This window comes from Specibacter sp. NPDC078692 (assembly GCF_040686835.1).
GTDB lineage: Bacteria > Actinomycetota > Actinomycetes > Actinomycetales > Micrococcaceae > Specibacter.
Genome location: NZ_JBFBLV010000005.1, coordinates 94,314 through 107,333, shown reverse-complemented (window position 1 = coordinate 107,333; position 13,020 = coordinate 94,314). Strand labels below are relative to the sequence as shown.

Sequence of the window (13,020 nt, the reverse complement as noted above, 5' to 3'; positions counted from 1 at the left end):
TGCATGCCAATCCTGAACAAAGACATGACCCTGTGCATTTCCCTCGCGGCCCGCCCCAGCAACATTGGCACGCGTTTTCACAACTACCTCTACGACGCTCTCGGCCTGAACTTCGTCTACAAGGCATTCGCTCCGGTGGACCTCGCGCAAGCCGTTGCCGGCATCAGGGGTCTGGGCATTCGCGGCGCCGCCGTCTCCATGCCGTATAAAGAGGACGTCATCGAGCTCATTGACGTCATGGATGCCTCCGCCTCGGCCATCGATTCGGTCAACACCATTGTCAATGACCACGGCGTCCTGACCGCTTACAACACCGATTACCTCGCCATCGCCCGGCTGTTGGCGGAGAATGCGCTCGATCCACAAACCACTGTGTTGCTACGCGGCTCCGGCGGGATGGCTAAGGCTGTTGCCGCTGCCATGCACGACGCCGGATTCGCTCACGTCACGATTGTGGCTCGCAACGAAGCGCGGGGCCGGGCCCTCGCCGCGCTGTATGGATTCTCGTGGTTGGCGGAGGTGAGCGACGCGAGCGATGCGGGCGCTGGCATGCTCATCAACGTCACCCCGCTGGGTATGGCAGGAGCCGATGAAGCGGTGCAGTCCTTCAGTGATTCGCTGGTGAGCGCCGCGGAGGTGGTGTTCGACGTCGTCGCACTTCCCTCCGAAACCCCGCTGATCCAGGCGGCCAGAGCTGCCGGGAAGCGCATCATCACCGGCGCCGAGGTCATCGCCATTCAGGCCGAGGAACAGTTTGTGCTCTACACCGGGGTGCGCCCCAGCCCCGAGCTGATCCGTGAGGCTTCCGAGTTTTCCCGCAGCTGACCCCCACCCGCACCAACGCTATCGCAGTAATGGCGGCTTTTTCGGGGACGCTATTGCAGCAATGGCTGCTTTTCGGCAGACGCTCTTGCACCAAGTGCTGACGGGCGCGTTTGGGCGGCTCAGGCAGTGCGCGAGGGTTCTCGAGAAAGGCGCCATTGCTGCGAAAAGGTAGTTGGTGAAGACCTGCAAACGTGGCCCTGAAGTGCCGCCCTTGGGCGCTGCGCCGCCGTTTGCAGTACGGGCTAGTTACAGGCTGTGGGGCTCCACCACGATGGCGACCCGGTCCTCACCAATCCGCGTCAGCACCAGAGTCGCCTTGTTGGGCCCCTTGCCGGAGCCGGTGAGGAGTTGACGGCGGAGCTCTTCCGGGGTGGTGGAAACGCCGCGCTTTTTGATGTCCAGGACACCGATCCGGTTGGCCTTGACCCAGGCTTTGAGGGCCTTGACATTGAACGGCTTGACCTCGAGGACCTTATAGCTACGCGCAAAAGGGGTTTCGATCGGCTCATCGGAAGACAAGTAGGCGATGTGTTCATCGAGTAGATGCGCGCCCATGACTCGCGCTAGATCCGCCACCAGACCCGCACGGATGACGGCGCCGTCGGGCTCATAAAGGTATCCACTGATGGGGCCCAGCTGAGCATCCTGCTCCTGTGGCTGGTATGTTTCGGCGCTGGTCAGCTCGGCGCTGCCATGTTGACCGATAACCAGAGCGGCGCGGCGTATGTTGGGGCGGGCCAGCTGATTGAAGTACAACCCGGCCTCCACCACATCACCGTTGATGGAAATCCATTGGGCTTCGGCTGTGTCAGGGACGGCATCGTGCGGTATTCCCGGCCCCATTTTTACGCCCACTGCCAAGCCCTTATCCGCCAGTTCTTCCACAAAGGACAGCGGCGGCGAGAAGGCTTCTGGGTCAAAGAGCCTCGTGGTGCCTGAGGTGTTGGTGGTGCGGCGGGCTGGGTCCAGCCACACGCCCTGGACCCCCGTGAGATCTACGTCCTGCGCATTGGCGCACACTACCTCGGCGTGCGGGAACGGCATCAGGTTTACCGTGGTGCACACGGCGGTGATTTCATCCATCTCCACCGCCGTGACACTGATATCCAGGCTTGCCATGGCCAGGGAATCAGCACCCAAGCCGCAGCCCAGATCGGCAACTTTGGTGATGCCCGCCGTCGTAAATCTTTGGGCATGCAAAGCCGCAACACTCAACCGCGTGGCTTGTTCCAGTCCGGTCTGGGTGAACAGCATCTGGTGGGCGAACTCGCCAAACTTGGCTTCTGCCTTGGATCGCAACCGAGATTGGGTCAAAGCGGCGGCCACCAGCTCGGGGGAGTGGCCTGCTTTACGAAGTGTGTCGTTAAGTTTGAGGGAGTCCTTTTCGACATAAGGGCCCAGGGATGACAAAAGTTCCCAGCCTTCAACAGTTAGGAGCGGGGAAATTGCATCGTGGGACATGTGTAAAGCCTAACCGGCTCAGATACCATGATGAGCGTCACGGTAAATACGCTACGCATAAGTTGCGCAATTATTTTCACATGCACTAGGTTGTGAGGAATGCTTATAAGGATTGCCTAAGCTAACCTACCTCTGGAGAAATACGATGCTGAAGAAGCACCTGCTCACGTTTGCCGCTACCGCCGCTGTTTTGGCACTTACTGCCTGTGGCGGGCAGGCTGCCGCTACCCCGGAGGAAACTGCTGCGGCGACATCCGTCACGGTCGAGGATAATAACGGTTCGCAGACCATCAATCTGCCACTGACCTCGGTTGTCGCCACCGACAACCGTACCTTTGAAACTCTCTCCGACTGGGGTGTGAAGCTCACCGCTGGCGCCGTCGCATTGATGCCGAAAACCAGCGCCTACAAGTCCGATACCTCAATTATCGACCTGGGCAGCCATCGCGAGCCGAACCTCGAAGCGGTCGTTGCCGCAGTTCCCCAGTTGATCGTCAACGGGCAGCGTTTTGCTCAGTACCACGATGATTTTGCCAAGTTGGCCCCGAATGCCACAGTGCTTGAGCTGGACCCCCGCGAAGGAGAAGCCCTTGATGCTGAGTTGAAGCGTCAGACCACGGTCCTGGGCGAAGTCTTTGGCAAGCAGGCAGAAGCCAAGAAGCTCAATGATGATCTCGACGCCGCGATTGCCCGCGCCAAGAAGGCCTACACCAAGGACTCCACCGTCATGGCCCTCATCACTTCCGGTGGCAATATCAACTACGCAGCTCCCGGCAACGGCCGCAGCTTGGGCCCGGTCTTTGACATCTTGGGCCTGACCCCGGCACTGGAAGTCAAGGACGCCAGCACGGACCACCAGGGCGATGACATCTCCGTTGAAGCCATTGCTGACTCCAACCCGGACTGGATTATCGCCATGGACCGCGACGCTGCCACCAACGCTGATGACCCCACATACGTTGCCGGTAAGGAACTGCTGACCAAGTCTGATGCATTGAAGAACGTCACCGCCTCCAAGGAAGGCAATGTGATCTTTATGCCCAACGATTCCTACACCAACGAAGGTATCCAGACCTACACGGAGTTCTTCAACGCCATCGCCGACGCTTTCGAAGGCAAGTAACTCTCTTGAACCCCTAATGTGGTGGCGGATCGGGCCCTTTCTGGCCTGATCCGCCACTGCGTTGGTTTCAACTGCGTAGTTTTCCGTGAGCAATCTGAAAGGGACGGCTGGATAATGACGGCCATGACCACCCGAGCACCCTCTAAGGGCAAACTCTTTGACCCCAAACTCATCATCGGCATTGCCATCGTGGCGCTGCTGCTGGTGATTTCCCTGTTTACCGGCGTGTATGACATTTTCGGTGGCAACGATGGCGGAGAAATGTTTGCCATCACCCGCATCCCACGCACCATTGGGCTGGTCTTGGCAGGGGCGGCCATGTCCATGTCCGGGCTGGTCATGCAGTTGTTAACACAAAACCGCTTTGTCTCACCCAGCACCACCGGAACCACCGAGTGGGCGGGTCTGGGCTTGCTGGTGGTCATGATTCTCTTCCCCACGGCCAGCATCCTGGCGAAAATGTCAGGCGCCATTGCGGCCGCCTTCATCGGCACCATGATCTTCTTCTTGTTCCTACGCCGAGTCTCACTGAAGGCATCTTTGACAGTGCCCATTGTGGGCATCATGCTCGGCTCGGTGGTCGGGGCAATCTCCACCTTCATCGCGCTGCAAACCGACATGCTGCAAAGCCTGGGCATCTGGTTCGCCGGTAGCTTCACCGCCGTCTTGCGCGGTCAGTATGAGGTGCTGTGGATCGTAGCGATTGTGGCCGTGGTGATCTTCATTGTCGCCGACAGGTTTACCGTTGCCGGCCTCGGCGAGGACATCGCCACCAACGTGGGTTTGAACTACAACCAGATCATGCTCCTCGGCACAGCGCTGATCGCCGTCGCTACCGGTGTTGTTACCGTGGTGGTGGGGAATCTACCGTTCCTAGGCTTGATCGTTCCGAACATTGTCTCCATGTTCCGCGGCGATGATCTGCGCAGCAACCTTCCCTGGGTCTGCCTGCTCGGCATCGGAATTGTGACTGTCTGCGACTTGATTGGACGAACCATCATCATGCCTTTCGAAGTGCCCGTGTCACTGATTCTTGGCATTGTCGGAGCCATCGTATTCATTGGACTTCTCTTAAGGCAGCGTCGAAATGCTTGATACCAGCACCACGGTTTCTGTACCTGCCCGCAAGACCCCGAAAATTAGCTCGCGGGTACGTAGATCAGGGCCTCTTCCCACCAAAGCGATCAGCCGCCGGTACTGGATTGTCCTGAGCCTGTTGATCATCCTGGCACTAGGCTTTGGCGCCGGCTTGCTCGCCTGGGACAACCCGATGCCCGTGGGCTCCTCCGGATTCTGGCTCATCGCCGAACTCCGCGCCACCAGCGTCGGGGTGATGCTGATTGTGGCCATTTGTCAGGCCCTGGCCACGGTCAGTTTTCAGACCGTCACCAACAACCGCATCATCACCCCCTCCATCCTGGGCTTCGAATCCCTCTATATGGCGGTGCAGACCGCTGCCGTCTTCTTTATGGGTGCCGCCGGCGTTGTCGCCGTCCAAGGAGTCCCACAATTCATCTTGCAGGTGGCCATCATGGTGGCGCTCTCACTGGCATTGTTTGGCTGGTTGCTGTCCGGCAAGTACGGAAACCTGCAAATCATGCTCCTGGTGGGCATCGTCATTGGCGGCGGACTCGGTTCCGTCTCGACGTTTATGCAACGCCTCCTCACGCCGAGCGAATTCGACATTCTCACGGCCCGGCTCTTTGGCTCCATCTCCAACGCCGATGTCAGTTACCTACCTGTGGCGATTCCCCTAGTGGTGGTGGCCGGCGTCCTGCTGATCCTGAACTCCAAACGCCTGAACGTCATTGCGCTAGGCAAAGATGCCAGCATCAACCTTGGCTTGAATCACCGCTTTGAGGTGATGCGTGTGCTGTTCCTGGTCTCCATTCTGATGGCCGTCTCCACGGCGCTGGTGGGACCCATGACCTTCCTCGGATTCCTCGTGGCCACCTTGGCGTATCAGCTCGCCGACAGCTACGACCACCGCTACATTTTCCCCGTCGCAGTCCTGACCGGATTCGTGGTCCTCTCCGGCGCCTACTTCATCATGAAGAACGTCTTCTACGCCCAAGGTGTGGTCTCGATCCTCATCGAAGCGATCGGCGGAACCGTCTTCCTCATCTTCATCCTCAGAAAGGGCCGCCTGTGATTACGCTCAAGGACGTCCATAAGAAATACAGCAGCGACGTCGCCATCGGCCCGGTAGATCTGGTTATTCCCACCGGTGGAATCACGGCCATGGTGGGCCCAAATGGCGCCGGCAAATCGACGTTGCTGACCATGGTGGGGCGCTTGCTGGGCTTGGACGCCGGAACCATCGAGGTGGCCGGCTACGACGTCGCCAGCACTTCCTCCAAGGATCTGGCCAAGATCGTCTCGATCCTGCGCCAAGAGAACCACTTCGTCACCCGGCTCACGGTCCGCCAGCTGGTGGGCTTTGGTCGTTTCCCCTATTCCAAGGGCAGGCTCAATGCCGAAGATGAGGAGCTCATCAGCCGTTCCATCGACTTCTTGGGCTTGGAAGATCTCGAAAACCGCTACCTCGATCAGCTATCCGGTGGCCAGCGGCAGCGCGCCTATGTGGCTATGGTTTTGGCCCAGGATACCGAGCATGTCCTGCTCGATGAGCCGCTGAACAACTTGGACATGAAGCATTCCGCCCAGATGATGCAGCATCTCCACCGGGCCGCTGCGGAGCTGGGGCGCACCATCGTGATCGTGCTGCACGACATCAATTTTGCTGGACACTATGCCGATTACATCTGTGCCGTGAAGGGCGGGAAGGTCGTTGAGTTCGGGACCCCTGCCCAGATCATGACTGACGAGGTCCTGACCCGAGTCTTTGACACCCCGGTTGAGGTTATCCAGGGCCCCCGCGGTCCGCTGGCCGTCTACTACTAAGCTAACTTTCGACGGCGGATGCCCGCACCTGCCGCTGCCTGGCGCCGGGCCAACTAACCCCTCCCGGACGCTATCGCAGCAAGGGTGCGGTTTTGACGAACGCTATCTCACTGCAGTGGGAAAGCGTTCCGAATTTTTCAACCATTGCTGCGATAGCGTCTGTGGGATGCGCTGTGGTCTGCGCTGTGCGCTGTGGGCTGCGCTTGAGCGCTGGCTGTTTAGTTCTAACTGTCCTTGCGGATCCAGCGGAACGTGACGCGGCACAGGATCAGGCCGGCCACGAGCCACACGCCCATTACCAACGCCACGAGTCCCAAGTTCCAAGTCCCGCTGGCTTCTGCGGCCTCGAATGATGCGGGTAAGAATACGCTGCGCATGCCCTGAGCCATCCATTTCAGCGGGAAGATGCTGGCGAAGTTTTGTAGCCAGACGGGCAGCTGGGCAAAGTTCAAGTACACGCCAGAGATGAATTGCAGCACCAACACCAGTGGGATGACCACCGCGGTGGCGCTCTTGCCCGTGCGCGGCAACGCGGAGAGGGCGATGCCCAAAACGCAGCTGGTGATCACGCCAAAGAGGAAGACCCAAACAAAGGTCAGCCATTTGTCGCCGTCCGTGGGTAGCTCAACGTTGAAGGCAAAGCGGGCCACCAACAGCAGCAGTATTACCTGTGCCACGGAGCTGACCAGCACCATGCCGATCTTGCCCATGAAGTAGGAAAACACCGGTAGGGGAGTGCCTCCCAAGCGTTTAAGTGTCCCGTCGCCCTTCTCCGTGGCAATATCCACGGCGAGGTTCTGGACGCCGCTGAGCAACATGCCCGCCGCCACCATGCCGGGAACATAAAACGCGGCCCAGGAGATGCCGCCACTGCCGTCAGGGGCGGCACCAACATTTTCTGTGGTGCTGAATGCGACGGCGAAGATGGAGAGCATCACGATCGGGAACAGGAACGTGAAAAACACCGAATCGCCCTGTCGGAAATACAGTTTTAGTTCGTAGCCGATGCGGAAAATTCCTAGCTGCAGAGTTTTCACGCCGCCCCACCTTCCAGGCCGGACGGCTTTGCATCCTTTGACACGGCACTCTGCGACTCGGCATTCTTCGTAGCGGCGTGAGCACCCACCATGTCCAGATAGATGTCCTCGAGACTTGGCCGGGTGATTTCCAGACCCGGCACTTCCCCGCCATGTCCTGCGAACAGCCGGGCGGCCAGAGCTGCCGGTTCGCTGGTGCGCTCTGTACGGTCGGCGCCGTCTTGGCGCCACCGCACCAGAGGAACCCGGGCGCTGGCCCCGCCAATCTCGTCAATGGGGCCAATGTCCACCAGTTTGCCGCCGGCAATGACGCCTGCCCGGTCAGCCAGTGTGGCCGCTTCGTCGAGATAGTGCGTGGTCAGCAAGATGGTGGTTCCTTCGCTTTTCAGCTGATTGATCAGGTCCCAGAATTGGCGCCGGGCCTCCGGGTCAAAGCCAGTGGTGGGCTCATCCAGGAACAAAAGCTTTGGCCGGCCAATAATTCCCAACGCCACATCCACGCGCCGACGCTGCCCGCCGGAGAGCTTGCTGATCCGCGTTTTGGCTTTGCTGCCCAGCCCCACAGCCTCAATAACATCGGCCACCTTCCGCGGATGAGGGTAGTACGCGGCGAAGTGATTCAGTTGTTCAAGCACGGTGACGTTGCCGCTTTCACCCGTAGACTGCAGCACGATCCCCAAGTGGGCTTTCCAGTCCAGGCCTCCTCGTTGGGGATCAACGCCCAGAACCTGAACATCGCCGCTGCTCCTATCCCGGTATCCTTCCAGAATCTCAATGGTGGTGCTCTTCCCTGCCCCGTTGGGGCCAAGAAGTGCAAACGTTTCACCTTCGTGGATATCGAAGCTGATGCCATCCACGGCTGTGAAAGCGCCATAGCTTTTCTTCAGGTCACGCACTTGAACAGGGCTTAAGGTCATGGCTGCATCTTTGCACTGTGCTGCGTTTGCGACAACAACGTTTCAGGGCACGGAAGATGAAGTTTTAGGCGGTCAACCCAGCCATGTCAGCATCAGGTGCAGTGCGCCGCCCACCAGGGCAGACACAAAGGTGCGCCGTGAGCGAAACCCGGCCCGCCGTCGTCGTACTTTTAAGCGTGAAACTGGCACTCGCCTTGACCGAGTGCTAATCAGTTCCCTAGAGTCAGAGTTAGCACTCTCACCCTGAGGGTGCCAACTTGCTTATCTTTTTGGCCATGGGAGCATCACCGGCACCGCGACGACGGTTGGGCTCCACACAACATGGGCGAGAAGATTGCCAAGCATCCAAAAAATTTACGTGTGAAGGAGAGGTCCGAGTGTCGGTCTCTATTAAGCCTCTTGAGGATCGTATTGTTGTTCGCCAGCTCGAAGCAGAGCTGACTACCGCTTCCGGTCTGGTTATCCCGGACACTGCCAAGGAAAAGCCCCAGGAGGGCGAAGTAGTGGCAGTGGGCCCCGGCCGCGTTGACGACAACGGCAACCGTGTCCCGATCGACGTTGCTGTTGGCGACGTAGTCATCTACTCCAAGTACGGTGGCACCGAAGTCAAGACCGGTGGCGAGGAACTGTTGGTTCTCTCTGCCCGCGACGTACTGGCAATCGTCGTTAAGTAACGACCTTCGTCAACCACTTTTGTAAAGCCCCGTGCCGGATCGGTGATCGAGCCTGTCGAGATCAGTCACCGGCGCGGGGTCTTTGCGTGAAAGGACATAACGCATGGCAAAGCAGCTTCAGTTTAATGACGATGCACGCAAGGCCCTCGAGGCCGGCATCGACAAGTTGGCGGACACCGTCAAAGTAACGTTGGGCCCGCGCGGTCGCAACGTTGTGCTCGATAAGAAGTGGGGTGCCCCCACCATCACCAACGACGGCGTGACGATCGCTCGCGAAGTTGAGTTGGAAGACCCCTACGAAAACCTTGGCGCACAGCTGGCCAAGGAAGTTGCCACGAAGACCAACGATGTTGCCGGCGACGGCACCACCACGGCCACCGTTTTGGCACAGGCACTGGTCAAGGAAGGCCTGCGCAACGTAGCCGCAGGTGCGGCTCCCAGCGAGCTCAAGCGCGGCATCCAGGTTTCGGTTGAAGCCATTGCCAAGCGCCTGCTGGAGAACGCTCGCCCGGTTGAGGGTGGACAGGTTGCAGAAGTTGCAGCCATCTCCGCTCAGAGCCAGGAAATCGGCGACCTGCTCGCCGAGGCGTTCGATAAGGTCGGCAAGGATGGTGTCATCACCATTGAAGAGTCCTCCACCACCTCCACCGAACTGGTCCTCACCGAGGGCATGCAGTTCGACAAGGGCTACCTGTCCCCGTACTTCGTCACCGACGCAGAACGCCAGGAAGCAGTCATGGAAGACGCACTGGTTCTGATCAACCAGGGCAAGATCTCCAACCTGCAGGAATTCCTGCCGCTGCTGGAAAAGGCACTTGCTGCCAACAAGCCGCTGTTCATCATTGCAGAAGACGTCGACGGCGAGGCTCTGTCCACGCTGATCGTCAACCGCCTGCGCGGTACGTTGAACGTTGTAGCTGTCAAGGCACCGGGCTTCGGTGACCGCCGCAAGGCCATGCTGCAGGACATTGCAATCCTGACCGGCGCACAGGTTGTCTCCCCGGAGATTGGCCTGTCCCTGGACCAGGTTGGCCTTGAGGTACTGGGTACGGCTCGCCGCATCACGGTCACCAAGGACAACACCACCATCGTTGACGGTGCTGGCACGGCTGAGGATGTTGCTGACCGTGTTGCTCAGCTGCACGCCGAGCTCAAGCGCACCGACTCCGACTGGGACAAGGAAAAGCTGCAGGAACGTCTGGCCAAGCTGGCTGGCGGCATCGGCGTGATCAAGGTTGGCGCAGCCACCGAGGTTGAGCTGAAGGAAAAGAAGCACCGCATTGAGGACGCTGTTTCAGCAACTCGTGCAGCTTTGGAAGAGGGCATTGTCGCCGGTGGCGGTTCCGCACTGGTACAGGCCGCTAAGGCTCTCGACGAAGACGCTGCCGTTCTGGCGTTGACCGGCGATGCCGCAACTGCTGTTGAGCTGGTTCGTAAGGCTGTTGCTCAGCCGTTGCGCTGGATCGCACAGAACGCTGGCCACGACGGTTACGTTGTTGTGCACAAGGTTGGCGAGCTTGAAGACGGCTTCGGCTTCAACGCTGCTACCGGTGTTTACGAGAACCTGGTCAAGGCCGGCGTCATCGACCCGGTCAAGGTCACCCGTTCAGCCCTGCGCAACGCTTCCTCCATCGCGGCTTTGGTGCTCACCACCGAAGTTCTCGTGACGGACAAGCCTGCCGAGGACGAAGAAGCACACCAGCACTAGTCCCCACTGGCCGGCCCGGTAAATCGCTGACGTGATTTCCCGGGCCGGCCACCGGGAACTTGGCCACTGGGAACTGGGTGGGCGTGGGACCACCCACGCCCATCCACGCCCATCCTGCGGGTGGAGTTCGTTAAAAGACGGCGCTTGCGGGTAAAGATGGTTGTATACAGCCATCCTTACCCGCAAGCGCCGTCTTTTTGCGTTCTACTTCCGACGACGCCCCGGCACCAGGGCTCGCAGGGCGTACAAGATTGTGGCAAGATCGATCACTTCCTGAGCCAGGGCGCCTGCCACGGCTGGAATCATGCCAAACGCCGCCACGATCATCAGCCCCACACTCAGAATGATGCCGATCCAGATACTCTCTACAGCGATGCGGATGGTTCGTTGCCCGATCGCCACGGACTGCGCCACCTTGGCCAAGTCGTCGACCATGATGACAACGTCTGCTGATTCGCTCGCGGCAGTAGATCCTTTCGCTCCCATGGCAATTCCGACGTCGGCCGCGGCTAGTACCGGTGCGTCGTTGATACCGTCGCCCACCATCAGGACTCCGCGGTTGGGCAACTCGTTGACAAGCCGGACCTTATCCGCCGGCAATAGGCTGGCATAAACCTTGGTAATGCCAGCCTCGGCGGCGATGAAGTTCGCCGTGGCTGCGGCGTCACCCGTGAGCATCACGGTGTCGGAAACCCCCAAGGCGCGCAATTGAGCGAGTGTTGAGGCGGCTTCGGGTCGTAGCAGATCGCGCATGATCAAGGTCCCGGCAAACTCACCATCAACACCCACATACACGGCAAGTTGCCCGCCAGCTAGGGACGCTTCTTGGACCCCTGCGGAGTGGGAAGCCACAAACGACTGCTTGCCGACAAGTACCCGGTGGCCGTTGATGAGCGCGCTGACGCCATTGGTGGCATGCTCGCTCGCATCATCGGAAGTTAACAGTGACAGCCCCCTCGAAAGCGCTTCAGCCACTACCGCCGCAGCAAGTGCATGGGAGGAGTATTGTTCGGCAGAGGCAGCGAGAGTCAACAACTCATCCGGATTCATGGACACGCTTCGCACTTCGTCCAACGACGGGTTGCCAGCGGTGAGTGTGCCGGTCTTATCGAAAGCGGCCGTCTTGACTCGGGCTAGTTGCTCAAGGGTTCCTCCGCCCTTGACAATGACACCCGACTTCGCGGCCCGGCTCATGCCACCCAGGAAAGCGACCGGCGCCGCGATCAGCAGCGGACAAGGGGTGGCCACGACCAGCACCTCGGCAAAGCGAGTCGGGTCACCGCTGAGGTACCAAGCGATTCCCGCCAGCGCCAAAGAAAACGCAGTGAACGGGACGGCGTACCTATCCGCAAGGCGCACCACGGGCGCTTTACTTTCTGATGCTTCTCGCACCAAGGCAATAATGCGGCTGAACTGGGAGTCCTCTTCCCGGGCGGTGACCCTGATACGGATGGCCGTTGGTCCGTTGACAGCACCGCTGGGTACAAAGTCCCCGGAGGAATGCTCCACAGGCAGGCTTTCGCCGGTCAGTGCGGATTCGTCAAACATCGCCGGACCGTTCAACAGCACTCCGTCGACAGGCAACACCTCGGACGGACGAACCAGCAACGTATCGTCAATCTCAACGTCGGCCAGCGGGATATCGCTCGTGGATCCATCGGCGTTCTCTCGGTGCGCTGCCCGAGGCGCACGATCCATAAGAGCCCGCAGCTCACGAGCGGCACGTCCGGTGGCATAATCCTCCAGTGCGGCACCGCCTGTCAGCATCAAGATGATGATCAGTGACGCCACATATTCGCCCACAGAAACCGTCGCTACGATTGCCGTGACGGCCAGAATGTCGATGCCCCAATGCCCGCGCAGAATGTCCTTAACCATGCCGAAACCCTGATAGAGGGCGATCGCCACAGCGTACAGGCTCGCAGTCCATCGGGCGCCCGCATCCATCCCAAAGAGCAGCATGACTCCCACGGCCAGAGCAACCAGCAGGGTGGCCCACACCAAAGGGTAACGTCGCAGGGCAGCCACGATCCGGGACTGCTCAGGAGCCTGAGGGGCAAGGGATTCGGGGGAGAGAGCTGACGCCCTGGTAGCTGCAGTTTCTTTCATGGCACCAGTCTGCCCCAGCGGGTGCCAAGCCGCCACTTACTAGGCCCTAGGCCCGCTTGGTGAGGGACGACGTCGTCCCTCACCAAGGTCCTAAGACGCGAGTTACGCTGGGCTACCTAGGCGCCGTTCGCCACTCTGCTCGGCACGCTGTTCGCCACTCTGTTGGCAACGCTGCGCGGCACCGGTGTGACGCACGGAACGGGAATAGGGCAACGGCAGCTTTCGTTTTAGACTGTAACCAACGCACAGGCTAGCTTCGTAA

The 13,020-nt window shown here is 59.7% G+C and carries 11 protein-coding genes; 7 read left to right on the top strand and 4 right to left on the bottom strand.

Translation table 11 applies throughout. The annotated features are described in order from the left end of the window. Positions 1 to 3: 3 nt before the first annotated feature. Positions 4 to 825, top strand: coding sequence for a shikimate 5-dehydrogenase (locus AB0O97_RS05600; RefSeq protein WP_363880901.1), 822 nt, complete (start codon positions 4 to 6; stop codon positions 823 to 825). Between the two features lie 246 nt (positions 826 to 1,071). On the opposite strand, the gene AB0O97_RS05595 is transcribed toward AB0O97_RS05600, so the two are convergent. Further along, positions 1,072 to 2,286, bottom strand: a complete 1,215-nt coding sequence (locus AB0O97_RS05595) for a class I SAM-dependent methyltransferase (protein ID WP_363880898.1) — start codon at positions 2,284 to 2,286, stop codon at positions 1,072 to 1,074. A 145-nt stretch (positions 2,287 to 2,431) separates the two neighbouring features. Between AB0O97_RS05595 and AB0O97_RS05590 the strand changes: the two genes are divergently transcribed. The 4 genes from AB0O97_RS05590 (at position 2,432) to AB0O97_RS05575 (ending at position 6,313) form a co-directional block, all read left to right on the top strand. After that, positions 2,432 to 3,409, top strand: coding sequence for an ABC transporter substrate-binding protein (locus AB0O97_RS05590; RefSeq protein WP_363880895.1), 978 nt, complete (start codon positions 2,432 to 2,434; stop codon positions 3,407 to 3,409). A 123-nt stretch (positions 3,410 to 3,532) separates the two neighbouring features. Continuing rightward, entirely contained in the window at positions 3,533 to 4,504 is a 972-nt protein-coding gene (locus AB0O97_RS05585) for an iron chelate uptake ABC transporter family permease subunit (RefSeq protein ID WP_363843481.1), read from the top strand. Continuing rightward, positions 4,497 to 5,561, top strand: coding sequence for an iron chelate uptake ABC transporter family permease subunit (locus AB0O97_RS05580; protein WP_363880892.1), 1,065 nt, complete (start codon positions 4,497 to 4,499; stop codon positions 5,559 to 5,561). The genes AB0O97_RS05585 and AB0O97_RS05580 overlap by 8 nt, the downstream gene beginning before the upstream one ends. Next, positions 5,558 to 6,313 carry an ATP-binding cassette domain-containing protein gene (locus AB0O97_RS05575; RefSeq protein ID WP_363880889.1) on the top strand — a complete coding sequence of 252 codons (756 nt, stop codon included), beginning with the start codon at positions 5,558 to 5,560 and terminating at the stop codon, positions 6,311 to 6,313. Before AB0O97_RS05580 ends, AB0O97_RS05575 begins: the two co-directional genes overlap by 4 nt. Before the next feature lie 224 nt (positions 6,314 to 6,537). Here the strand turns inward: AB0O97_RS05575 and AB0O97_RS05570 are convergent, their stop codons facing one another. Next, a complete protein-coding gene (locus tag AB0O97_RS05570; protein ID WP_363880886.1) occupies positions 6,538 to 7,350 on the bottom strand; it encodes an ABC transporter permease in 813 nt (270 codons plus the stop codon). Beyond that, positions 7,347 to 8,267 carry an ABC transporter ATP-binding protein gene (locus tag AB0O97_RS05565; RefSeq protein WP_363880883.1) on the bottom strand — a complete coding sequence of 307 codons (921 nt, stop codon included), beginning with the start codon at positions 8,265 to 8,267 and terminating at the stop codon, positions 7,347 to 7,349. Before AB0O97_RS05565 ends, AB0O97_RS05570 begins: the two co-directional genes overlap by 4 nt. A gap of 377 nt (positions 8,268 to 8,644) precedes the next feature. Between AB0O97_RS05565 and groES the strand changes: the two genes are divergently transcribed. Both groES and groL read left to right on the top strand, forming a co-directional pair. Beyond that, a complete protein-coding gene (gene groES / locus AB0O97_RS05560; RefSeq protein ID WP_038464523.1) occupies positions 8,645 to 8,941 on the top strand; it encodes a co-chaperone GroES in 297 nt (98 codons plus the stop codon). 103 nt (positions 8,942 to 9,044) lie between these two features. Further along, complete coding sequence (gene groL / locus AB0O97_RS05555; protein ID WP_363843497.1) at positions 9,045 to 10,649, top strand: chaperonin GroEL; 1,605 nt, start codon at positions 9,045 to 9,047, stop codon at positions 10,647 to 10,649. A 204-nt stretch (positions 10,650 to 10,853) separates the two neighbouring features. Here groL and AB0O97_RS05550 read toward each other — a convergent pair whose 3' ends face one another. Continuing rightward, a complete protein-coding gene (locus AB0O97_RS05550; RefSeq protein ID WP_363880880.1) occupies positions 10,854 to 12,758 on the bottom strand; it encodes a heavy metal translocating P-type ATPase in 1,905 nt (634 codons plus the stop codon). Between the last annotated feature and the right edge of the window lie 262 nt (positions 12,759 to 13,020).

What these genes read in the sequence shown, in the direction of transcription:
- AB0O97_RS05580 (WP_363880892.1), top strand. Translation starts at nt 4,497, where the DNA reads ATGCTTGATACCAGCACCACGGTTTCTGTACCTGCCCGCAAGACCCCG.
- AB0O97_RS05585 (WP_363843481.1), top strand. Translation starts at nt 3,533, where the DNA reads ATGACCACCCGAGCACCCTCTAAGGGCAAACTCTTTGACCCCAAACTC.
- AB0O97_RS05595 (WP_363880898.1), bottom strand. Translation starts at nt 2,286, where the DNA reads ATGTCCCACGATGCAATTTCCCCGCTCCTAACTGTTGAAGGCTGGGAA.
- AB0O97_RS05565 (WP_363880883.1), bottom strand. Translation starts at nt 8,267, where the DNA reads ATGACCTTAAGCCCTGTTCAAGTGCGTGACCTGAAGAAAAGCTATGGC.
- AB0O97_RS05590 (WP_363880895.1), top strand. Translation starts at nt 2,432, where the DNA reads ATGCTGAAGAAGCACCTGCTCACGTTTGCCGCTACCGCCGCTGTTTTG.
- groL (WP_363843497.1), top strand. Translation starts at nt 9,045, where the DNA reads ATGGCAAAGCAGCTTCAGTTTAATGACGATGCACGCAAGGCCCTCGAG.
- AB0O97_RS05600 (WP_363880901.1), top strand. Translation starts at nt 4, where the DNA reads ATGCCAATCCTGAACAAAGACATGACCCTGTGCATTTCCCTCGCGGCC.
- AB0O97_RS05550 (WP_363880880.1), bottom strand. Translation starts at nt 12,758, where the DNA reads ATGAAAGAAACTGCAGCTACCAGGGCGTCAGCTCTCTCCCCCGAATCC.